19 protein-coding genes and 2 pseudogenes are annotated in these 22,631 nt (G+C 67.9%); 11 read left to right on the top strand and 10 right to left on the bottom strand.

Annotated elements, in window-relative coordinates; genetic code table 11:
• The 3 genes and pseudogenes from metF to ahcY all read right to left on the bottom strand — a co-directional run.
• A partial coding sequence (gene metF, locus AAG565_RS03365; protein WP_348818137.1) for a methylenetetrahydrofolate reductase [NAD(P)H] occupies positions 1-859 on the bottom strand: 859 nt, incomplete at its 3' end.
• Positions 856-1,234 (bottom strand): annotated as a pseudogene (locus tag AAG565_RS03360) (four helix bundle protein). The pseudogene AAG565_RS03360 and the gene metF, both read right to left, overlap by 4 nt.
• 25 nt (positions 1,235-1,259) lie before the next feature.
• Complete coding sequence (gene ahcY, locus AAG565_RS03355) at positions 1,260-2,717, bottom strand: adenosylhomocysteinase (protein ID WP_348818136.1); 1,458 nt, start codon at positions 2,715-2,717, stop codon at positions 1,260-1,262.
• 152 nt (positions 2,718-2,869) lie between these two features.
• Between ahcY and AAG565_RS03350 the strand changes: the two genes are divergently transcribed.
• Together AAG565_RS03350 and AAG565_RS03345 are read left to right on the top strand one after the other, a co-directional pair.
• Positions 2,870-5,098: a hypothetical protein gene (locus AAG565_RS03350; protein ID WP_348818135.1), complete on the top strand. Its 2,229-nt coding sequence runs from the start codon at positions 2,870-2,872 to the stop codon at positions 5,096-5,098.
• 89 nt (positions 5,099-5,187) lie between these two features.
• Positions 5,188-5,663, top strand: a pseudogene (locus AAG565_RS03345) (transposase).
• A 113-nt stretch (positions 5,664-5,776) separates the two neighbouring features.
• On the opposite strand, the gene metK reads toward AAG565_RS03345, so the two are convergent.
• Positions 5,777-6,991 (bottom strand): methionine adenosyltransferase, encoded by a 1,215-nt coding sequence (gene metK, locus AAG565_RS03340; protein ID WP_348818134.1) that lies wholly within the window; start codon positions 6,989-6,991, stop codon positions 5,777-5,779.
• Positions 6,992-7,165: 174 nt separating this feature from the next.
• Between metK and AAG565_RS03335 the strand changes: the two genes are divergently transcribed.
• Entirely contained in the window at positions 7,166-7,729 is a 564-nt protein-coding gene (locus AAG565_RS03335; protein WP_348818133.1) for a thioredoxin family protein, read from the top strand.
• Positions 7,730-7,748: 19 nt separating this feature from the next.
• Here the strand turns inward: AAG565_RS03335 and AAG565_RS03330 are convergent, their stop codons facing one another.
• Positions 7,749-8,378, bottom strand: a complete 630-nt coding sequence (locus AAG565_RS03330) for a type II secretion system protein N (RefSeq protein ID WP_348818132.1) — start codon at positions 8,376-8,378, stop codon at positions 7,749-7,751.
• 425 nt (positions 8,379-8,803) lie between these two features.
• On the opposite strand from AAG565_RS03330, the gene AAG565_RS03325 reads away from it, so the two are divergent.
• The 8 genes from AAG565_RS03325 (at position 8,804) to AAG565_RS03290 (ending at position 16,866) form a co-directional block, all read left to right on the top strand.
• The gene (locus AAG565_RS03325) at positions 8,804-10,942 is read left to right on the top strand and encodes a hypothetical protein (RefSeq protein WP_348818131.1); all 2,139 of its coding nucleotides are present in this window, start codon (positions 8,804-8,806) and stop codon (positions 10,940-10,942) included.
• Between the two features lie 249 nt (positions 10,943-11,191).
• Complete coding sequence (locus tag AAG565_RS03320) at positions 11,192-12,184, top strand: peptidylprolyl isomerase (RefSeq protein ID WP_348818130.1); 993 nt, start codon at positions 11,192-11,194, stop codon at positions 12,182-12,184.
• 61 nt (positions 12,185-12,245) lie between these two features.
• Positions 12,246-12,875, top strand: coding sequence for a hypothetical protein (locus AAG565_RS03315; protein ID WP_348818129.1), 630 nt, complete (start codon positions 12,246-12,248; stop codon positions 12,873-12,875).
• 96 nt (positions 12,876-12,971) lie between these two features.
• Positions 12,972-13,661, top strand: coding sequence for a class I SAM-dependent methyltransferase (locus AAG565_RS03310; RefSeq protein WP_348818128.1), 690 nt, complete (start codon positions 12,972-12,974; stop codon positions 13,659-13,661).
• Between the two features lie 185 nt (positions 13,662-13,846).
• A complete protein-coding gene (locus AAG565_RS03305; RefSeq protein ID WP_348818127.1) occupies positions 13,847-14,101 on the top strand; it encodes a type II toxin-antitoxin system prevent-host-death family antitoxin in 255 nt (84 codons plus the stop codon).
• Entirely contained in the window at positions 14,094-14,357 is a 264-nt protein-coding gene (locus tag AAG565_RS03300; protein ID WP_348818126.1) for a Txe/YoeB family addiction module toxin, read from the top strand. Before AAG565_RS03305 ends, AAG565_RS03300 begins: the two co-directional genes overlap by 8 nt.
• An 80-nt stretch (positions 14,358-14,437) precedes the next feature.
• Positions 14,438-15,148, top strand: coding sequence for a sulfotransferase (locus tag AAG565_RS03295; protein ID WP_348818125.1), 711 nt, complete (start codon positions 14,438-14,440; stop codon positions 15,146-15,148).
• Complete coding sequence (locus AAG565_RS03290) at positions 15,145-16,866, top strand: glycosyltransferase (RefSeq protein ID WP_348818124.1); 1,722 nt, start codon at positions 15,145-15,147, stop codon at positions 16,864-16,866. Before AAG565_RS03295 ends, AAG565_RS03290 begins: the two co-directional genes overlap by 4 nt.
• 7 nt (positions 16,867-16,873) lie before the next feature.
• Here AAG565_RS03290 and AAG565_RS03285 read toward each other — a convergent pair whose 3' ends face one another.
• From AAG565_RS03285 to AAG565_RS03265, 5 genes are read right to left on the bottom strand one after another with little or no spacing between them, the layout of a single operon-like run.
• The gene (locus tag AAG565_RS03285; protein WP_348818123.1) at positions 16,874-17,776 is read right to left on the bottom strand and encodes a glycosyltransferase; all 903 of its coding nucleotides are present in this window, start codon (positions 17,774-17,776) and stop codon (positions 16,874-16,876) included.
• Positions 17,773-18,933 (bottom strand): hypothetical protein, encoded by a 1,161-nt coding sequence (locus AAG565_RS03280; protein WP_348818122.1) that lies wholly within the window; start codon positions 18,931-18,933, stop codon positions 17,773-17,775. Before AAG565_RS03280 ends, AAG565_RS03285 begins: the two co-directional genes overlap by 4 nt.
• Positions 18,930-19,991 (bottom strand): hypothetical protein, encoded by a 1,062-nt coding sequence (locus AAG565_RS03275; RefSeq protein WP_348818121.1) that lies wholly within the window; start codon positions 19,989-19,991, stop codon positions 18,930-18,932. Before AAG565_RS03275 ends, AAG565_RS03280 begins: the two co-directional genes overlap by 4 nt.
• 16 nt (positions 19,992-20,007) lie before the next feature.
• Positions 20,008-21,222 (bottom strand): glycosyltransferase family 4 protein, encoded by a 1,215-nt coding sequence (locus tag AAG565_RS03270; RefSeq protein ID WP_348818120.1) that lies wholly within the window; start codon positions 21,220-21,222, stop codon positions 20,008-20,010.
• Positions 21,215-22,510, bottom strand: coding sequence for a glycosyltransferase (locus AAG565_RS03265; protein ID WP_348818119.1), 1,296 nt, complete (start codon positions 22,508-22,510; stop codon positions 21,215-21,217). The genes AAG565_RS03270 and AAG565_RS03265 overlap by 8 nt, the downstream gene beginning before the upstream one ends.
• Positions 22,511-22,631: the final 121 nt, after the last annotated feature.

The raw sequence follows: 22,631 nt of genomic DNA, 5'->3' as shown, positions 1-22,631 counted from the left end.
GATTCTTCCACAGGCGCAGCGTCGGTTCGGCCTGGTTGAGGGTGTAGAAGTGGAGGCCCGGCGCGCCGTTGTCGAGCAGGGTGCTGCTCAGGCGCGTCACGACGTCGAGTCCGAAGTCGAGCAACGCCTGCTTGTCGTCCTGGTACTGCTCCAGGCGCAGGCGGATCCAGCGCGGGATGTCGGCACCGCAGGCAGCCGAGAAACGTGTGAGCTGCGCGAAATTGGTGATCGGCATGATGCCGGGCACCACCGGAATCGCGATGCCGGCGCGGGAGCAGCGCTCCATGAAGTCGAAGTAGGCGTCGGCGGCGAAGAAGTACTGCGTCACCGCGCCGTCCGCGCCCGCTGCGACCTTGCGGCGGAAGTTGTCGAAGTCGGCGTCGGGATTCGGTGCCTGCGGGTGCATCTCCGGGTAGGCCGCGACTTCGAGCGTGAAGTGCTGGCCGTGCGTCTCGCGGATGAAGCTCACCAGCTCGTTCGCGTAGCGGAACTCGCCCGGCGCCTCGCTCGACACCGCGGTGGCCGGCAGATCGCCGCGCAGCGCGACGATGCGCCTGATGCCGCTGTCACGGTATTTCTGTAGCAGTGCGGCGATGTTCGCGCGTGTCGATCCGACGCAGGTCAGATGCGGCGCCGCGTCGATGCCGGTGTCGTCGATGACTCGCATCACCGTCTCGTAGGTGCCCTGCTGGTCCGAGCCGCCGGCGCCGTAGGTCACCGAGAAGAACGCCGGCTGCACCGCCGCGAGCTGCGCGACGATCGCCGGCAGCTTCTCGGCACCGGCCGGCGTGCGCGGCGGGAACAGTTCGAAGGAGAAATGGATCTCGTGAGACGTGAGACGTGGGACGTGAGACGTCATTGCGGTTCAGCGCTCCTTGCGGACTGCAGGCTCCGGATCATGGCGTTGAGTTTCGCGAATACGCGATCCGCGAGTTCCTCCACTTGATCGACTGACGCGACCAATCCGAGCCGTAGGGATATCTGAATCTGAGTTTCGACCTCTGACGGCGACGCGCGGGCGATATGCAGAATCTGAACGAGTCCCGCGCGCGCGGCGCGCGGAACCTTCCGCGATGTTGCCGGGGATGCTGACCGCCGCCCTGCGAATCTGTGCGGTCAGTCCGAATCGCTCATCGGCGGGAACGGCAGCCGACAGTCGATAGACGACCTCGACCGAGTCCATCGCGTCGCGCCAGACCTCGAGGTCTTCGTGCCGGCGCTTTTCACGTCTCACGGCTCACCCCTCACGTCTCACGACGTCAGTAGCGATAGTGTTCCGGCTTGTACGGGCCATCGACCGGCACGCCGAGATACGCGGCCTGTTCCGGCGTGAGCCGGGTCAGCTTGACGCCGATCTGTTCCAGGTGCAGGCGCGCGACTTCCTCGTCGAGCTTCTTGGGCAGGCGATAGACGGTCTTCTGGTAGCGGTCCTTGTTCTGCCACAGGTCGATCTGCGCCAGCGTCTGGTTGGAGAAGCTGTTGGACATCACGAAGCTCGGATGGCCATGCGCGCAGCCGAGATTGACCAGGCGGCCTTCGGCGAGCACGTAGATCGAGCGGCCGCTGTCGCCGAACGTGTACTTGTCGAGCTGCGGCTTGATGGTGTCGCGCGTCACGTCCGCCGCCTTGTTGAGGCGGTCCATCTGGATCTCGTTGTCGAAATGGCCGATGTTGCAGACCAGCGCGTTGTTCTTCATCGCGCGCATGTGTTCGAGCGTGATGACGTCCTTGTTGCCGGTGGTCGTCACGTAGATGTCGGCGGTGCCGAGCGTGTCCTCCACGGTGGCGACCTGGAAGCCCTCCATCGCCGCCTGCAGCGCATTGATCGGATCGATCTCGGTGACGATCACGCGCGCGCCGAAGCCGCGCAGCGAGTGCGCCGAGCCCTTGCCGACGTCGCCGTAGCCGCACACCACGGCGACCTTGCCGGCGACCATCAGGTCGGTCGCGCGCTTGATGCCGTCGGCGAGCGACTCGCGGCAGCCGTAGAGATTGTCGAACTTGGACTTGGTGACCGAGTCGTTGACGTTGATCGCCGGCACCAGCAGCTTGCCGGCCTCCATCATCTGGTACAGGCGGTGCACGCCCGTCGTCGTCTCCTCGGAGACGCCGCGCCAATCCCTGACCACGCGGGTCCAGAAGCCCGGGCGTTCTTTGGCGACGCGCTTGAGCAGGTCCTTGATCACCTGCACCTCGTGGTTGTCGGATGGCGTGTCCACCCAGCGGTCGCCCTGCTCCAGCTCATAGCCCTTGTGGATCAGCAGCGTGACGTCGCCGCCGTCATCGACGACCAGCTCCGGCCCGCCGAGCGTGCCGTCCGGCAGCCGGTGCGTGATGCAGTCCAGCGTCAGATCCCAGTACTCCTCCAGCGTCTCGCCCTTCCATGCGAACACCGGCGTGCCGGCGGCGGCGACCGCCGCGGCGGCGTCGTCCTGGGTCGAGAAGATGTTGCACGAGGCCCAGCGCACCGAGCCACCGAGCGCCTTGAGCGTCTCGATCAGCACCGCGGTTTCCTTGGTCATGTGCAGCGAGCCGGTCACGCGCACGTTCTTCAGCGGTTGCAGCGGCGCGTACTTGGCGCGGATCGACATCAGGCCGGGCATCTCCTGCTCGGCCATCTGGATGCGCTTGCGGCCGAGCTCGGCGAGCGACAGGTCGCGGACCTTGAAATCGTGGGGCGGGAGGCGGGAGGCGGCAGGCGTGGCGGCGGCGTTCATGGCGGTCGTGGCAGGGCGTGGGTGAAAGACGGCGCGCAGTATATCCGCTTATGCGGATGGAAGGATATAGTTCAGAAGTGGTTGTATTTACTACCGGCCGTCTCGTGTTCGGCTGCTAAGGTGCGCGTCCCACCCGATCCGTTCGAGCGCCGATGCGTGCGTTTGCGTGCTTGCCTGCCTGGATGATCCTGACCGCCTGCAGCGGCAGTGCGCCGCCCGGCGCGGACGTGCAGACTGCCGCGGCCCGGACCCGCTATGACATGGCCGGCGGCTGCTATCTCGTGCAGCGCAGCGCCGACGGCGGCCAGCTGGTCGCCGAGGCCGACGGCACGCTGCGCTTCGCTGCGGCGGAGGCGCGCGCGGCGACCCCGTTTTTCATGAAGGCCACGGCACTCGGACGTTATGCGTTCTTCGATCCGGCGCAGCGTTTCCTGACCCTGGCGGCGGCCAACGACGCGGCGGTGGACGGCGCGCAGGACGGCGCGGGCCGCGGCGCGGCGACGGTCGCGGGTGTGGGCGATCAGCTGCTGTGGCTGCCGCCGCCGCTCGACCCGGTCGGCAACACGATCGACGGCGTCGGCGACCGCCTCGGCCGCGATGCCGCGCTGCTCGATGCGCTGCGCGGTCCGCGCAGCCTGCGCATGGTGGCCGAGCCCAGCGATGCCTCGGAGTGGACCGTCGATGGCGGTGGCCATGCGTTCACCATCGTCTCGACGCTGACCGGCGACGCGCTCGGCGACGCCGGCGGGCCGGCGCGCTACGACTTCGTGCCGGCGGCGGGTTGCGCCGAGTTTCCCGAAGCGCAGCTCAACGCGGTCGGCGAACCGTTCAAGGGCCGCAATCCGGATGGCACGGTGTTCGGCTACGCCGAGACGCACATGCACCTCGGCGGCTCGATGATGCTCGGCGGGCGCATGAGCTACGGCGCGCCGTTCCACAAATTCGGCATCACCCATGCGCTCGGCAACTGCGCGGTCGATCATGGGCCGAACGGCGTGCTCGACGTGCTCGACACCTTCGTCAACGCCGAGCGGCAGTTCCCGCCGCACGACACGGTCGGCTGGCCGACCTACCGGGACTGGCCCAGCTGGGGCGGGCAGACGCATCACCAGACCTACTACATCTGGCTGCAGCGTGCCTGGATGGGCGGCCTGCGGCTGATGGTCAACCACTTCGTCGCCAACGAGGAGCTGTGCCAGCTCTGGCCGGTGCGCCAGTACGACTGCAACGAGATGGAGAGCATCCAGCTCCAGTACGACATGGTCCACGAGCTGCAGGACTACATCGACGCGCAGATGGGCGGGCCGGGCAGGGGCTTCTTCCGCATCGTCACCAGTTCGGCGCAGGCGCGGCGCGTCATCGAGGACGGCAAGCTCGCGGTGGTGCTGGGCACCGAGAACGAAAAGGTGTTCGACTGCGGCGAGTATCTCGACTCGCCGCTGTGCACGCGCGAGCACATCGACGAACAGCTCGATGCCTGGTACGCCAAGGGCCTGCGCGCGATCTTCCCGATCCACCTGCTCGACAACGCCTTCGGCGGCACGCGCCTGACCGACGACCCGGCGCTGTCGGCGCTGTACCAGACCGCGAACACGGTCGCCACCGGACATCCCTACGCGACGATTCCCTGCGAGCAGCTCGACGAACGCGCGCCGCAGGGCGCCACGCCCACGGACGAGGGGCGCGGCATCTTCGACACGCTGCTGCTGCAGGTGCTCGGCCCGCCGCCGCTGCCGCCGGTGACCGGCTGCGTGCGCAACGCGCGTGGCCTGACCGCGCTGGGCGACTACTTCGTCAACGCGATGATCGACCGCGGCATCCTGATCGAGACCGACCACACCGGCGAGATCGCGCGCCGGCGCATGTTCGACATCGCGCAGTCGCGCAACGTACCGGTGCTGTCGGGCCACACCGGCGAGATCAGCGCCGCCAAGGACAGCCGGCGCATCCTCGAACTGGGCGGGATCATCTCCAACCTGCCGGACGAGCCTGCGCCGGCGACGGTCGCGTTCATCCACGACCTCATCGACCTGTACCGCGAAGTGCATGGCAGCACCGACGGTCTGGGCACCGGCTTCGGTGCCGACATCAACGGCCTGCACAACCAGCCGCCGCCGCGCGCGGACGCCGCGCAGAATCCGCTGCGTTATCCGTTCCGGTCCTACGACGGGCGCGTGACCTTCGAGCGCCAGGTCACCGGCGAGCGTGTGTTCGACCTCAACGTCGATGGCGTCGCCCATTACGGCCTGTATCCGGACTTCATCGCCGACATGCAGATGCAGCCGGGCGGGCCGGAGGCGCTGCAGTACGTCTTCCGTTCGGCCGAGGCCTACCTGCGCGCCTGGGAACGCGCCGAGGCGGCACGGACGGCGGCACGCTGACGGCTGAGCCAAGACGCGCATGAGGCGCAGATCACGCTCCGCGCGCGTTTGCGGTTGTAGGAGCGGCCCATGGCCGCGATGCTGGGCGTATGGCGCGAAATCCTGGCAAAGGACACGGCGCGCTTCGCCGCGGCCGCGTGTCGCTGCCGAATCAGATCTACAACGTCACGGCCACGACCGTGGACCGGGAGCCGGTCTTTTGTGGCTTTGCCGTTTCTTGCGTCGCTTGCCCATGCTTCGAGGATTCCGCGCTGCTGGGCAATGCGCACATGCTCGCGTGGGTGCTGATGCCGGACCATGCCCATTGGCTGCTGCAACTCGGTGAACGCGGCACTCTGGATTCCTGATCCGCCAGCTGAAGTCTGCAAGTGCGCGAGCGGTCAATGCCGCTCTGCGTCGTAAGGGCCCGCTACGGGCGCGCGGCTATCACGATCACGCTCTGCGTCGCGAGGAGGAGGTCGTGACGGTGGCGCGCTACATCATCTGCAATCCTGTGCGGGCGGGGCTCGTCGCGCGTGTCGGCGACTATCCATTCTGGAATGCAGTCTGGATCGGGGCGAAGTGAAATCGCGGCCATGGGCCGCTCCTACAAGAAAGCGCGCCCGGTCGGAGCGGCCCCCGGCCGCGACAAAAACGAAGGCCGCCTCGCGGCGGCCTTCGCGTGCATCCACGCAGTTCTTACTTCAGCTTCTTCGCGTCGGCGGCCAGCGCCTCGGCCTTGTCGGTCTTCTCCCACGAGAACGCGGTGAAGGTCTCGCCGTTGGCCAGCGTCACCTCGTAGGGCTTGCGGCCGAAGTGGCCGTAGGCCGCGGTGGCGCGGTACATCGGGTGCACGAGGTCGAGCATCTGGGTGATGCCGTAGGGGCGCAGGTCGAAGTGCCGGCGCACGAGCTTGTCGAGCGCGGCGTCGCTGATCTTGCCGGTACCGAAGGTCGTGACCATGATCGAGGTCGGCTCGGCGACGCCGATCGCGTAGCTCACCTGCACCTCGCAGCGGTCGGCGAGGCCGGCGGCGACGATGTTCTTGGCGACGTAGCGTGCGGCGTAGGCCGCCGAGCGATCGACCTTGGACGGGTCCTTGCCCGAGAACGCGCCGCCGCCGTGGCGCGCCCAGCCGCCGTAGGAATCGACGATGATCTTGCGGCCGGTCAGGCCGCAGTCGCCGACCGGGCCGCCGATGACGAAGTTGCCGGTCGGGTTGATGTGGAACTTGGTCTGCTTGCCGATCCACTTCGCCGGCAGCACCGGCTTGATGATCTCTTCCATCACCGCTTCGCGCAGATCCTTGAGCTTGACGTCCGGGTTGTGCTGCGTGGACAGCACCACCGCGTCGAGGCCGACGGCGACGTCGTTCTCGTAGCGCAGCGTGACCTGCGACTTCGCGTCCGGGCGCAGCCACGGCAGGCCGCCCTTCTTGGCCTTGCGCACCTTGGCCTGCTGCTCGACCAGACGGTGCGAGTAGTAGATCGGCGCCGGCATCAGCTCCTTGGTCTCGTTGGTCGCGTAGCCGAACATCAGGCCCTGGTCGCCCGCGCCCTGCTCCTCGGGCTTCTTGCGGTCCACGCCCATCGCGATGTCCGGCGACTGCTTGCCGATCAGGTTGAGCACGCCACAGGTCGCGCCGTCGAAGCCGACGTGCGACGACGTGTAGCCGATGTCGTTGATCACGCCGCGCACCAGCGCCTCGAGATCGACCCACGCGCTGGTCGTGATCTCGCCGGCGACGATCGCCACGCCGGTCTTGACCAGCGTCTCGCAGGCCACGCGCGCGCGCTTGTCCTGCGCCAGGATCGCGTCGAGCACCGCGTCCGAGATCTGGTCGGCCACCTTGTCGGGATGGCCTTCGGACACGGACTCGGAAGTGAACAGATAACTGTGATGGGCCTGGCTCACGTCGGGGACCTCGACTCAAACGGTGAATGGAATGCAACAGGGCAGTCGCACGGACGGATCCGCCGCGCGCCGCATCTGTTCATACGGATGGACGGATAGTTTAATGAAGCCGGAGACGAGGGGCCAGCGCCGCACTGCTTGTCGCGGCCGGGGGCCGCACCTAGGATGCCCTGTATGGCACTGACCCCCTCGAACATGCTGCCGCTGGGCACGACCGCTCCGGACTTCACGCTGCCCGACACCGTCTCGGGCAAGACCCTGGGCCTGTCCGAACTGAAATCGGACCGGGCCACGGTGATCATGTTCATCTGCAACCATTGCCCCTACGTGAAGCACGTCAACGCCGAGCTGGTGCGCGTCGCGCGCGACTACCAGCCGCGTGGGGTGGCCTTCGTCGCCATCTCCAGCAACGACGCCGAACACTACCCGGAGGACGGCCCGGAACAGATGAAGCGCGTCGCCGGGCGGCTAGGCTATCCGTTTCCTTACCTCTACGATCAGAGCCAGTCGGTCGCGCGCGCCTACCAGGCCGCATGCACGCCGGACCTGTACCTGTTCGACGGCGCGCTGCGGCTCGTCTATCGCGGCCGGCTCGACGGCTCGTCGCCGGGCAACGGGGTGCCGCTGACCGGCGCCGACCTGCGCGCCGCGCTCGACGCCGTGCTCGCCGGCCGTGCGCCGGATGCCGACCAGAAGCCGAGCATGGGCTGCAACATCAAGTGGCGCGCGCCGGCGTAGCGGCGGCCGTGCGCAGTCCTTACCTGTTGCGCGCCCCCTTCTGCGGCTTGACGCGTCCGTGCGCGCGCCGTTCGCGGACCGCGGGCGCGGGTGACGCCGTCTGGCCTGCATCGTCCGCCGCGGGCTCGCCGGCTGCGGACTCGCCTGGCGCCGGCTGCGCGTCCTGCGCCGCGCCGCGCCGCGCGCGACCGCGCACGGCACTGGCGTCCGCGTCCGTCGGCAGGCGCAGGGTCTCGTACTTGCCGCCGCGCGCGAGGATCACGCGATCCGTCTCGATCGCGTGCAGCGTGGTGCCGGGCAGCACCTCGGCGCCGATCGCGTAGGCCTTCTCCTCGCCGCCGCGGCCGATCAGCGCACGCGATGTGCGCGCATCGCCGGCGAGTATGCCGAGCAGGCTCAGTGCCAGCCGCGTGTCCGGCGCGTGTTCGATGCGGCCGGCCGACGGCGCCTGGTACTCACCGAACAGGCGCGCGCCGATCAGCCGCTCGACGTCGGCCGGCGCGCGTTGCGCCGTGGGCGGTTCGGCCGGTGCCACCGGCGGCGGTTGCCAGCACGCCGCGTCCGGCAGCGGCACCAGCGCCCACACCAGGCCGGCGAGCTGCCAGGCCAGCAGCGGCGTAACCAGCAGGCTCGCTGCGACGGGGAGCACGCTGCCGTGTCGGAGATGGAGCCGCGCGAGGGACGCGCGGCGCAGAACGATGGACATCCGCACATCTTAATCCGCGCCGTGTGCGCGACGCTGCGCGTGTGACCCAGTTCGCGCGGCGCGCGCGATGTCATCAAAAACTCTCTTGACACTGAAAAATCGCGGGCGTAGCTTCGCCGTCGGCACTCGCCGTTGTTTGCGGGGCCTTGATAGATGTTGCGGTCAACTGCAGTACGGGCGGCAGACGGGGCGTTGCAGTGACTCATGTGCAAAGACTCGTGTACCGCTGCGTCGGCGGATAGAACTCCGCGCGAACTGTGGTAGAGTTTGCAGCGGATGTTCTAGAAGAAGTACGCAGTAAGCGTCCGGTACCTGCAGCGGGCCGGAACGATCATCCGGGTTCATCAATCCTTTGGGAGTTTCAACTCATGAAAGTACTTCGCAGTACAGTGGCATTCTCAGCCATTGCCGCGGCGATGCTCTCGACCAATGCTTCGGCGGTGAACATCGCCACCGAAGGCGTTGGCGAAGTCGCCATCGCGCCGTATTACACGACGCGTGAAGGCTGGCAATCGACCATCAACCTGATCAACACGCAGGACCGCCCGGTCGCCGTCAAGGTCCGTTTCCACGAAGCGCTGAACAGCCGTGACGTGCTGGACTTCACCGTCCTGCTGTCAGCGTTCGACGTCTTCACCGGCGTCGTGCGCGCCAACGCCGACGGCGCCCCGGTGTTCGTCAACGCCGACCAGGCCAACGCCGCCGGCAAGTACACCTGCACGGTGCCCAACACCCGCGCCAGCAACGGCACGGGCGCTGCGTTCGAGATCAACCTGCGCCCGCTGGGCTTCTCGGGTTCCGAGAGTGGTGACTCCAACGCCGACGGCGGCCTGGGTTCGGACGCCGGCGGCGCCCTGACCACCGCCTCGAAGAGCCGTCTGTCCGAGGGCTACATCGAGTTCATCGTGATGGGCTATGCCGATCCGAACTGGGGCATCGACGACTCGGTCAACCCGGTCGTCGGCGTGCCGATCGACTCGGCCGGCTACGCCGCGCTGTCGGCGAGCCAGAAGCTGCGCTTCATCGGCCGCGCGATCGAGGACCACGACTGCGCGACGCTGCAGACCGCCTTCACCAACGGCACCGGCGGCACGACGATCCTGCGCACCGCCCGCCAGTTCGGCGAACCGATCAGCGCGCTGAAGTTCAACTTCACGCTGCTGAACCCGGCGCGCGGCACGGAGACCGGCTACTCGGCCACCACCTGGGCCAACTTCTACAACCCGGGCGGCGTCCGTACCCAGACTGGTGCCAACGACCCGGGTTCGGGCATCACGACCGGCACGGGCCAGTTCGCCGCGCTGGTGATTCCGGAAGACAACTACAACTGCGATCTGGATCGCGGTGTGGAACGTCGCACGCTGTGGAACGGCACGACCGGCACCAACTGGTGCCCGAACGGCCTAAGCGGCAACACCTGCGCGGCCGGCAACATCACCGTCAATCCGACCACGCTGACCACGAAGACGCTCAACAACGTCAATAACGGTGCGGCGGGCGACAACACCACGGTCGAGTCCTGCCGCAACCTGATCACCGCGCAGCAGGTGCAGACCTTCCTCGAGCCGACCCTCAACGACGCCTTCCCGCAGACGGCGTACCTGATCGAGGACAAGAACGGCGAAGCCGGCAACTACTGGCATGACGCCACGCTGGAGCCGGATGCGACCTACTACGCCACGGCCTCGGCCGCGGTCGTCGAGGACGTGCGCGGCGTGGATGCGGTCAGCCTGACCATCCAGCGCGCGACCGCGATCAACGACTGGTCCACCAACCCGGCGCTGGGCGTGTCCACCGACTGGATCGTCACGCAGCCGACCAAGGCGTTCTACGTCGATCAGTCGCGCAGCGACCAGGCGCAGGTGATCGTCGACAACGTCGCGCTGCCGACCACCGGCATCAAGGGTCGTGCGGAAGCCTACCTGCCGAACGCGGGTCCGAACACCGACACCGGCTTCGACAACACGGGTGTGGTGCCGTATCCGCCGTACCAGGCGAAGTTCACCGGCACGGTGCCCAACGGCAGCTCCTGCAGCACGATCGGCTTCGCGGTCTATGACCGTGCCGAGCAGTCGGGCGCCACGCCGCCGGAAGAGCCGGAATTCTCGCCGGCCCTGCCTGCCGCGACGGTGACCAACGCGCTGTGCTATGAGACCAACGTCATCAGCTTCACGGACTCGACCGGCACGCTGCGCACCGCGCTGGGCAACGACGGCGGCAACCTGATCAAGAACCGCGTGACGGTGAACACCACCCAGGTGCTCGCCAATCCGTCGGACTTCGGCTGGATGCTGCTGCAGCTCGACGCCTTCGGTTCGGACCTGCAGGGCGCGGCGATGCCGGCCTTCGATCAGGAGAACTACGGCGCGGTGACGCTGCGCGGCCTGCCGGTGATCGGCTTCAACATCCGCACGCGCAACTTCCCGAACCGTCCGGACCTGAGCTTCTCCAGCTCGGCCGACCACGGTTACATCCGCAGCTATGTGACCGGCGTGGGCGTTCCGTAAGCGGAAGCGTCTCGGCGGTTTGATGCAATCTGGACGCCGGCGGGCAACCGCCGGCGTCTTTCTTTTTGCGCCGCGCCTTCGTGCGCGGCGCGTGCCGGCGACGCGGAACCTAACGCGGAACCTTCGGCGCCGCGGACGCTCCAACGCAGGCCGGCGCTGAGCGCGCCGGCATTCCTTTATCATGGCGCCCCCCGCGCGGCGGGACGCGCGCGGCGCGCCTGTCTGCAACCCCATACCACACGAAGGACGATGAACGCCATCTCGAAAGCTGTCATCCGCCGCGCCCTGCCGGCGCTGCTGCCCCTGCTGATGACCGGCTGCGCCCTCACCCACGGCGCTGCCGCCAAACCCGCGGACGCGCCGGTGGTCAGCCGGTCCGCGACACTCACCCTCACCGCCGACGATTACCGGGCGATGCTCGCCGCGCAGCCGCGCGAGGTGCTGGCGCTCAACGCAGGATCGCAGGACCGCATGCGCGAGCTGGTGCTGGACCTGCACTCGGACGTCGCGCTCGAGCGCCAGGCGCAGGCCGAGGGCATCGCCGACATCCCGCTGGTGGCGGCGCAGCTCGCCGAGGCGCGCCGCCGCATCCTGTCCAATGCACTGCTGCTCAAGGCGCGCGACGCGGTGACGATCCCCGAGGATCTGACCGCGCTCAAGCAGGAGCGCTATCTGCGCGAGAAGCCCAAGCTGTGGACGCTGGAAGGCCGCAAGGTCGCGCACATCCTGCTCACCGAACTCGACGGCTGCCCGTGCAAGGTCGAGCCGCTGGCCGCGCGCGCGGACGCGCTGTACAAGGCGCTGCAGAACGGCGCGGACTTCGCCGAGGCCGCGCGCCAGCAGTCGATGGACAAGGGCAGCGCGGTCAACGGCGGCGTGCTGCCGGACCCGATCCAGCGCGACGGCAAGACGGTGATCGCCTTCGAGGACGCGGTGTTCGCGCTGAAGAAGCCGGGCGACATCAGCCCGCCGTTTCCGACGCAGTTCGGCGTGCACATCGTCAAGCTGCTGGAGATCGTGCCGCCGCGCCAGCTGAGCTACGAGGAAGTGGAGAAGAACATCGAGGCGCAGGTGGTCGGCGCGCTGCGCTTCAACGCGATGGAGCAGTTGCGCGGCGCCCAGTACCCCGACCCGACGACGATCGACTTCGACGCGCTGGAAGCGGTGCTGCGCGAACTGATTCCGGCCGCGCCGGTGGGGCCGGCGGTACAGCCGCCGCCGCGCAAGGCGCGCGGCGGCTGAGGCCGGCGTCCGCGCCATCGCCGACACCGCGCCAACGTTCACATTCAGCAAGGAGACATCGATGACACACGTGCACAAGCCGGGCCTCGCCGCCGGCATCGCCGCCCTGGGCCTGGTGCTCGCCGCCCACGCCGCGCAGGCGGCGGACACGAAGGTCCAGGCCGAAACCAGGGCCGAAACTAGGGCCGTAACCAAGGCGGACGGCAAGGTGCCGGCGGAACAGCGCCGCAACTATGCCGGCGCCGACGAGGAACTGGACCCGGAGTCGCTGCAGGCGGTCCAGGAGAACGAGGCGCGCTTCGCGCCCGCGGCGACGCCGGCGCCGATCGACCTCGCCAAGCTCAAGGGCGAGGAGAAGAAGCTCGCCGAACGCGTCAAGGCGCGCTGGGACGCGCTGATCGCCTTCGACCTGAAGAAGCTCTATGGCTTCGCGACACCGTCGTATCGCAAGGCGCACGACCAGAACTACTTCAACGCCCAGTACCAGAACCGCATCGCGCGCAAGAGCGCGACCATCGTCGATCTGGCCTTCGACGACGACAAGAAGACGCAGGCGCGCGTCACCGTGCGCCTCGACTTCGACATCTTCACGGCCTCGATGCCGATGGCGGCGCCGCTGCCGAGCGTGAGCTGGGAGAAGGAGACCTGGGTGAAGGTCGATGGCCAGTGGTGGTTCGTCGAGCCGCGCTGACACCGGCCGGAGAGGCGTGACGGACGCCGGCGCGGGCTATGCCCGGCGCCGGCGTTCGCGCATCATACCGGCCCCGACGACCGCGGATCCGCAGGCATGAGCAAGCCCATCAGCAACTACTACGACGCCGGCAAGGCGCACGAGGCCATCCAGAAAGGGCAGCACCGGGCCTGGGTCGGCGGCCTGTGGGACGAGATCGGCCGCCTGCAGGGCGAGTTCCTGCGCCAGCAGGGCCTGACGCCGGACATGCGCGTGGTCGATGTCGGTTGCGGCTGTTTCCGCGGCGGCGTCCACCTCGTGGAGTATCTCGATCCGGGCCGCTACTACGGCATCGACATCTCGCAGGAACTGCTCGACGCCGGCTATGACAAGGAGATCGCCCCGCGCGGACTCGCCGCCAAGCTGCCGCGGGCGAATCTGCTGTGCGACGCCGGGTTCACCGCGACGCGCTTCGGCGTGGCCTTCGACATGGGCCTGGCGCAGTCGGTGTTCACGCACCTGCCGTTCAACCACATCCGCCTGTGCCTGACGCGGCTGGCGCCGGCGTTCCGCGTCGGCGGCAGGTTCTACGCGACCGCCTTCATCGTCCCGGACGACCAGGACTGGACGCAGCCGGCGCGCATCCCCAATCTCGATGCGCACACGCATCCCACCGAAGACCCGTACCACTACCGCGTCGCCGACTTCGCCTACTGTGTCGAGCGATTGCCGTGGACGTTCGAGTTCATCGGCGACTGGGGCCACCCGCGCGGCCAGCGGATGCTCAAGTTCACGCGCACGGGCTGAGCTGAAGTCACGGCGCGAGACGTCTGTGATGCAGGAGCGATCGATGGCCGCGATTCGTCGTGCGTGGCGACTGCGCGGCCGGCCGCCGCTCCCACGGGCGATCACGGATCGTGCATGGCGCCCGCCCGCCTTGTCGGCAACTTTCTGGCACGTTATGCTTGTCCAATATATTGGACAAGTTAGCCATGAGAGTCATCAATTTCTCCGAGGCCCGCAATAACCTCAAGAAGGTCATCGATTCGGTCGTTGACGACGCCGATTACGCGGTGATTGCCCGAAGGGACGCGCCAGACGCCGTCGTCATGTCGCTGGACACGTTCAACAGCATGATCGAGACCGTGCACCTTCTGAAGACGCCCGCCAATGCGGCGCATCTCGCGCGCTCGATCGAACAGCTTCGCAAGGGCAAGGTGAGGCCGCGGAAGCTCGTGGATGCCTAGCCGGGTCGTCTGGACCGTCGCAGCCTGGGAAGACTATGTTTACTGGCAATCCCAGGACCGCAAGACGCTCAAGAGAATCAATCTGTTGATCCAGGACACGCTCCGAAGCCCTTTCGTGGGACTCGGCAAGCCGGAACCGCTCAAGGCAAACCTGAGCGGATTCTGGTCGCGGCGCATCGACGAGACACACCGCTTGGTCTATACGGCGCAGGACAGCGATCTGGCCATCGTCGCCTGCCGGTATCACTACGACTGAATCCTGGATCCACGGAACCGGTACACCCGGGTTCCGCGACTTTCCTCGCGGCCAGGCGCCGCTCCTACAATATACTGACGATGACCACGCAGACTACGAGCACCGCGGCGCCGGTCGCGATCCTGGGCATGCATCGCAGCGGCACGAGCTGCCTGGCCGGCAGCCTGGAGGAGGCAGGGCTGTTCCTCGGCGAGGTCAACACGCAGGCGCCGTTCAACGCGCGCGGCAACCGCGAGAACCGCGCGATCATGGATCTGCACGACGACGTGCTGCGCGCCAACGGCGGCGCCTGGGATCAGGCGCCACGCGAGCCGGTGGCGTGGACAGCCGAACAGCGCGCGCGCCTGCGCGAGCTGATCGACGGCTTTCCGACGGACCGCGTCTGGGGCTTCAAGGAGCCGCGCAGCCTGCTGGTGCTCGACGGCTGGATCGAGGCGCTGCCTGCACTGCGCTTCGTCGGCACGTTCCGGCATCCGCTGGCCGTCGCGGCTTCGCTGGCGGCGCGCAATCAGTTCGACACCGACACCAGCTTTCGAATCTGGCTCGCGTACAACCGGCGCCTGCTGGCGTATCAGCAGCGCTACCGGTTCCCGCTGGTGAGCTTCGACTGGCCGCACGAGCGCTATCTGCACGCGCTGGAGGCGCTGGCCGCGCAGCTGGGCCTGGCGCCGCCCGCAGGCGGCTTCCAGTTCTTTGCGCGGGAGCTGCGCAAGAACTCGGCCACGCCGGACGTCGGTCTGCCGCCGGCCGTGCGTGAGGTGTATGCGCGCCTGTTGAGCATCGCGGCATGAACGGCATGTCGGCCGCCCATCGGCCCCGGCTCTCGGTCATCGCCATCTTCTACGACATGGCGCGCGAGGCGCCACGCACGCTGCACTCGCTGTCCGCCGCGTACCAGCGCGACATCACCGCCGGGGACTACGAAGTCATCGCCATCGACAACGGTTCGCGCCAGCCGCTCGATCCGGCGGCGACGACCGCGCACGGGCCCAACTTCCGCCACATCCGCATCGACAAGGCGCAGCCGTCGCCGGCCGCGGCGATCAACCGCGGCGTGCGCGAATCGCGCGGGGAGTACGTCGGCATCCTCATCGACGGCGCGCGCATCGCCTCGCCGGGACTGCTCGCCGCGGCGCTCGAGTGCCTGGAGCGTCATGCACCGGCGGTGGTCGGCACCGTGGGCTTCCACCTCGGGCCGGACATCCAGACGCGCTCGCAGGCGCAGGGTTACAACCAGCAGGTCGAGGACGAGCTGCTGCGCAGCATCGACTGGACCAGGGACGGCTATCGCATGTTCGATGCCTGCGCGCCGGCCGGCGGCAGCCGGGGTGGCTGGCTGTACCGCATCGCCGAAAGCAACCTGCTGTTCCTGCCGCGCGCGATCTACGAGCGCCTGGGCGGTTACGACGAGCGCTTCGATCTGCCGGGCGGCGGCATCGTCAACCTGGACTTCTACAAGCGCGCCTGCGAGCTGGCGGACGTGGCGCTGTTCACGCTGCTCGGCGAGGCGACCTTCCACCAGGTCCACGGCGGCACGATGGCCAACCGCCCGGCCGCCGACGTGCCGCGCGAGCTGGCGGTGTACAAGCAGCAGTACGAGGCCATCCGCGGCAAGCCTTATGAGCTTCCGAATCGCACGCCCAGGCTCTACGGCTATGCGCGCCGCGAGACGCTGCAGTGGCTCCGGTACTCCGCCGATGAGCTGATGAAGAGCTGGGAGCTCGCGACGACCGCGCCGTCCGTGTCCACGCCGCCACCCGCCGACGCCAGGCCCGGCGACGACCACCACCGCGCCTACGTCGGCCGTGCCGAGCACTACGACCTCGCCGCGGGCCTGCAGTTCAGCCTGCTGGTGATGCTGGGCCTGCGCGAGCATCACCGTCTCCTCGACGTCGGCTGCGGCTCGCTGCGTGGCGGGCGGCTGTTCATTCCGTACCTGCGGCCGGACGGTTACTTCGGGCTGGAGCCCCATGCGCAGCTGGTCGAGCAGGGCCTCGCCGAGGAGGTCGGGCGCGATCTGGCCCGGATGCGGCGTCCGCGCTTCGTGCACAACGACCGGTTCGATCTATCCGGCTTCGGCGGCACGCGCTTCGACTTCGCGCTCGCGCAGTCCATCTTCAGCCACACCGGGCCGACGCAGCTGCGGCAGGCGCTGCGGTCCGTGGCGGGCGCGCTCGCGCCGGAGGGCGTGCTGGTCGCCACCTTCGTCGAGCGGCACGAGGACCTGTACAAGGACGAGTGGGTCTATCCGGGCCTGAACTTCTTCGCGTGGAAGACGATCCGCGCCGAGTGCGAGCGCGCCGGCCTGCACTGCGCCAAGCTGGACTGGCCGCATACCCTGCAGACCTGGTTCATCGCCACGCCCAGCGCAGCGGTGCTGGCGCGTTACGCCGACGAAGGGCCGATCGACTTGCTGCCCGACGACGTGATCCTCACCGGAGCGCGCAAGCGCGCCCGCGAGCAAGGCCGCGTGATGCGCTTCCTGCGGCACTTCCGCGACCTGCGCTGAAGCGTCGTCAGTCGCCCGGCAGCAGCAGCGCCCTGGCCTGAAGCGGCATCGCGCCGAAGTAGAGCGGCTCGCGCCACGCCTTGCCGAACGGCCTGCCGACCACGCGCTCGTACTCGGCGCAGAAGCGTGCGAACGGCGACTGCGCGGCCGGCGTGTTGGTGGCGACGCCGCCGTGGAACTGGTGGAAGGTCGCCTCGCCGAGCAGCATCACTGGCTGCAACTGCGGATGCGTCACCAGCCGGTTGTGGATGTGCAGGTTCACGAGGCCGCCGCCCGGTTCGACGAAGCGCTCGTCGAAGCCGCCGATGTCCAGCAGGACCTTGCGCGGTGCCGTGAAGCAGTTCGATTCCGCGATCGGCGCGAAATAGCCGCCGCGCGAGGACACCGCCGGTGCGGCGATGCGGAACAGCTCGTAGCCGTCGCTTTTCCAGTCCACAGTGTCGAGCAAGCGGTCCTCGACCGTTTGATCGTAGCCCTCGGACACGGACTGGTCCTGCGACTTGGGGCCCAGGTGCATGCCCAGCGTCATCACGTAGGCCGGGTTCAGCGCCGAACTCGCCCGGATCATGCCGGACACGACACCCGGCGACGGAATGCGCGCGCCGTCGATCATGCAGCAGACATGCCTCCCGCGCGCCATGCGGATGCCGGCGTTCATCGCCTTGTTCGGCGTCGGCACGTCCGACTCGACGTAGCGGTAGCGGAAGTTGCGCTGCAGCGATTCCACCCAGCGTGCGTCGAGTGCCTCGCGCGAGTTGCTGTCGATGACGATGACTTCGTAGTCCCGCTCGTGCACGTTGCGCTGGAATGCGGTGGTCAGCGCAAACAGCGTGCGCGCCGCTTCGCGGCGCATGTTGTGGAAGGCGACGACGATGCTCAGCGGCGGGTGCAGCCGCCAGGGCCCGCTCATCGACGGCCCTCGGGATGGTGCTTGGCGGGACGCGGCGCGGGACCGGTCACCCTGCGGCGGTCCTCGCAGGCGGCGAGCGCGACCGCGAGTTCTTCGGACTTCCGGCGCTCGGCTGCGAACTGCCGCTTGGCCTCGTCCAGCTGGTTCTGGTGCTCCTCGATCTTGCGCTGGTTCTCGGCCAGCATGTGCTCCTGGAAGGCGATGATGCGCTTGGCTTCGAGCAGTTCGAGGCCCGCCTCCACGGCGGCATGGCGGGCGCGCACGTAGCAACGCTGAGTCGTACCGAGCAGCGCGGCGTCGGACGCAATCAGTCGTTCGAGTCTTCGGCCGAGTGCCGCCGCATCAGGACGAGGCGCGAGCAGATCCTGATACACCTGCACGTAAGGCGAGAACCCGTCGGCTCGATCGGTCGTGGCCGCGTCGGCGCGGTGGTGGTACAGAGCCGGATCGATGAAGCCGTGAATGAACTCCTGCAGCTCGGCCGCCGGCGCGCAAAATCCCAGTTGTGTCAACAATGCGCCGAGGCTCGTCGAGGGATCGTCGATCAAGGCGGCATGGCTGGCGCAGAGGAAGGGTCTGTCCGCCAAGAAGCGGAGTGCGGCCTCCATGTAGCTCGCCCACAGCAGGACCCCTTCGGTGATGCTGCCTCCGACGAAGTGAAATCGCGGGTCGGCGACATGACGCCTGCGCTGCGACTCGGCGCACTCGACCGGATGGCGGATGACCAGCACGTACTGGCGTCGATAACCGGCCTCGTCCAGTACACCATCCCAGAACGGCGCGAGCAGGCACAGCCGTGGATCCTTGACGGCGATGTCCGAGTCCGGCCCGAACTGACTGCGGATCAATGTCGCGGCTTCATTTCTCCAATCCGGAGGCAGGTCCGCCAACCGTCCCGCGAGATCGGAATGCCCGAAGGAATCCCAGCACAGCCCGAGATGCTTGAGCAGGCGGTCGTTGAACTCGACGAGCCGGGCGTTCTCGAAGAAGCCCTTCGGATTGTCGGCATTGGCCGCCAGCACGTCCCGGCCCAGATCGATTCCGGCACAGACCAGTCCGCGCGTCAGCGCGCTGGTCCCGGAACGGTGCGGGCCGAGCACCAGCACGGCCGTGCGGCAGCGGGCCGTGTCATGCAGTGGGCCGGACGTGGCGTTCATCGCCCGAGGCGAGCCTTGAGCTCGTCGATCTGCTTCTGCAGCTGCAGGATGCGATGCTGTTGCAAGCTGAACAGCATCGCTGCCATGCGCGCAAAGCGGTCCAGCTCCAGCCCTGCATACGACCGGTCGGCGGCGGCGCTCGCTTCGCGGGGCTGCTCCCGGAACAGCACGCCGTCCGCGTGGCCGAGATATCTGCGCGCGACCTCGGCATTGGACTCCCGGAAGCGTTCCAGCACTGCCTGCCGGATCGCAGCCGGGATGATGGACTTCGCGTCGAACCTTCCGTTCGCGCCCATGTGCTCGGATAACATCAGCAGCGGATCGCGCAGCCGGTATTTCTGTGAGGCGACCGGTACCGGCAGCTCGTTGAGCATGACGATGAAGTCGAGGACGTCGCGGGCGGGGCTCGGATTGAGGCGGGTCCTGGGCTTCGACAGCGCCGCGACATCCGCGCCGATCAGCGCCGCAAAATCGTCGAGCATGCTGCCGCCGGCGAGCTGGCCGGTCTCGTACACGCGGACGAGGATGTTCTCGGTGCCGAACGCCGACGCCCAGCGGTCGAGGACCGCGGCGTAGTCGAGCCAGCGCAGGCGCTCCGGGTCGTCCACATAGTGTTCGACTGCTGGGCTGCCGCTGATCAGGCCGGACTTCAGCTCCTCGACATAACTCGAGGCGAGCACCTCGTCCTGGCGGCGCACGTAGCAGACGATCTTGGTGTCGTAGCGATCGCGCAGATGCGCTGCGGGCAGCGCCGGATCCACGAGGAAGAGATTCTCCGAGGAGGCGACGAGACGACGCAGGCCGGACCGCCGCGCCTCGGCGAGCATCGCGGCATAGATCGCCTCGGCGCTCGTACCGCGGACGGAGCGTGCATCGGGCAGCTCCGGCTGAAACACGAGTGCGAGTTTGTGCGATGCCTTCTGCAGCATCGGTGTCGCCGGGTAGAGGATGCCCTGTTGGGCGAGCCGCTCGCGGTTGTTCCACAGGAAGTGCTGGAGCGCCGTCGATCCGACCTTGGGCCGGCCGATGTGCAGGTACAGGGTTCTTTTCTTTCCCATGTGCGGACTTCAGGTCTCAGACCTGCGCGATCGCATCGAGCAGATTCGACAGTTCGGCGGCCTGCCTGTCGAGCGTCGTGACCGTCGCCTTGTGCGGGTTGCGGTACTCGGCCCAGTCGCTCCGCTTCAGGCAGTCGGCGATCGCTTCGGCCAGAGGGGCGTGACGGCCGTCGAGGGGCAGCAGGCTGGCGTTGTCGCCTGCAACCAGATCCTCCGACACGCCGCCGGCGTCGGTGGCGATCACCCAGACGTCGCGCAGCAGCGCCTCGCGCACGGTCAGGCCGAAGCTTTCTTTCCATTGCGAAGGAAAGAGCAGCACGTCGATCGAGGCGTAGAACGCGTCCATCGTCTCGCGCGTATAGGCGGGGATGTGTTCCACCGTGCACGGCACGTTCCAGTAGCCGTCGCGCTGCCAGCTCGTGCCGACGTTCTGTGCGGCATCGACGACCTTGAGATGGATGTCGTCGCGGCCGAGCAGCTGCAGGGCGCGGACGATGATGTCGCCACCCTTGATGTGGCCCGGACCGCCGATGAATCCGAACACGGGTGCGCCGCCGGCCTGGCGCCGCCGGTACCCGGACGACGGCGGGCGCACACCGTTCTTGTTGACGACGCAGCGCTCGGCGGCAAAGCCGTTGGCGATGTAGAGATCGCGCTGGAACGCGCTCGGGAAGATCAGCCGGTCGGCCTTGCTCAGTTGCTCGTGCAGGTATGCGGCGCGCCTGACGCTGGCCTGATGGTCGTCGACGCAGTAGCGGCAGCGGTCCGGCGAGATCTTCTCCTGGAAGCAGTAATGTCCAAGTGCGTCGATCATGAACTGGCGCTCGCACAGCCACCAGCAGTCGTGCAGCGTGACGGCGAACGGAATGTGGCGCGCGCGGATCTCGTCGATGAGGTCGGCGCCCAGGGTCTGCACGCAGTGCAGATGGACCACGTGCGGCGCGAAGGCATCCAGCATTTCGGCGAAGCGCGTGCGCACGCGCGGGCTCAGGTACTGCTCGGTGTACGTGAACACGCCCGGCAGGCTGACGGCGACGACGTCGGCGGCACGGGCGCGGTAGCGGCGGATCGAGAAGTCCGGCAGGTGACCGGCCTGCATCGAGGTGAAGGCACTGACCGACCAGCCGTGCTGGCCGGCGAGTCGTTCGGCCATTTCCTCGGCGACGATCGTCGCGCCGCCGAAGCTGGTCGGCGCGAAATAGACGTTGACGATCAGGACGCGCCTAGACATGCGCACGCCCCTTGATCGTGTCCAGCAGCGCCGGATCGAGAGTTTCCGCGATCGCGCGCGTGGTCTGCCGCGCCAGCACGTCGGTGCGTGCCGCCTGGCCGATGCGGCGGCGCCGGTCGGCGGATTCGATCAGATCGGCGAGGCAGAACGCCCAGTCCGCTTCGCCTTCCGCGAACAGGGCGGTTTCGCCGTGGCGCGCCACGTTGAGGAAGTCACCGACCGGGCTGATCACGCAGGGGACTTCCAGCAGCGCCGCCTCGAGGTAACGGATGGCGCTCTTGCAGGCATTGAAGGTGTCGGCGAGCAGCGGGATGACGACGATGTCCGTGTCGGCGACGGCGCCCAGGTAGCCGCGGTAGCTGGAGAACGGGCGGACGAAGATGCGTGCCTCGAAGGGTTTGAGTGCGTCTGGAATACCTGCGTGCCCGGCGATGGTCAGCGAGACGTGGGGGAAGCGTCGCAGCGTCGCCGCCAGCGCCCCGGCGATCAGTTCGAAGTCCAGATCGTGCGCCCGCGAGCCCGACATGTAGCCGATGCGCAGGCTGCCGTCGCGCCGTCCGGTCGGCGTGGCACGCAGGTCGGCGCCGATGGACAGCAGTTCCGCATCGATGGCATTGCGCCAGACGTGGACCGGCTTGCCTTCGAGGTAGGTTCGTGCCACGAGGGCGAGGCCGGGCGTGCTCAGGATTGCGGCGTCGCACTGCTGCATCGCCGCCAGGTACCTGCGGCTGTCGTCGAGCAGATGGGCGCGTTCGGCCGGTGCCAGCGTCTTCAGGTTGGCGTTGCTCTCGTAGATCGTGCGGCAGAACACCGGGTCGTCGATGTCGTAGAAGACCGGCAGTCCGAGGCGGCGCGCTTCCTCGACGTAGCCGCGGAACACGTCGCCGTCGGGGACGCGGTAGAAGATGACCGCGGTGGCCAGTTGCAGCACGTCGAACGAGCGCGGCACGTCGAAGTGGCTGGAGACGACGGTGCCGCAGCCATGCGCGGCCAGTTCCTCGATCTTCTGCATGACCCGGTACTTCTTGCACTGGGGGAGATCCAGCGCACCGATGATCGCCACCGACGGTCGCCCGAAGTGCCGCGCATCGGTGGCGACGTTGACGCCTCTTGCCTTGTCCAGCCACTGGTTGGCGGCGGCCACGCTGTCGAGGGCGGACTCGCGGACGAGGACGTCGAGGACGCGCAGCAGGGTCATGCGCAGGCCGTGGCGTTCGAGATAGGCGCGGGCCGCCGGCAGCCGGGCGTAGTAGCTCTTGGCTCGTGCCAGCAGTGGGATCGAGGGCATCGCTGCGGTCAGACCAGGCAAAAGGGGGTTCCGATCGTGTAATAATGGGCGCCGCCGGGAATCGCGCATTCTAGTGGCGCGCCGGTCTCCAGTCATGCACGCCTCCAGCACACCTTGCAAG

This window comes from Fontimonas sp. SYSU GA230001, assembly GCF_040066175.1.
GTDB lineage: Bacteria > Pseudomonadota > Gammaproteobacteria > Nevskiales > Nevskiaceae > Solimonas.
The sequence above is the reverse complement of the archived record's forward strand: the minus strand, read 5'-3'. Positions and strand labels throughout refer to the sequence as shown.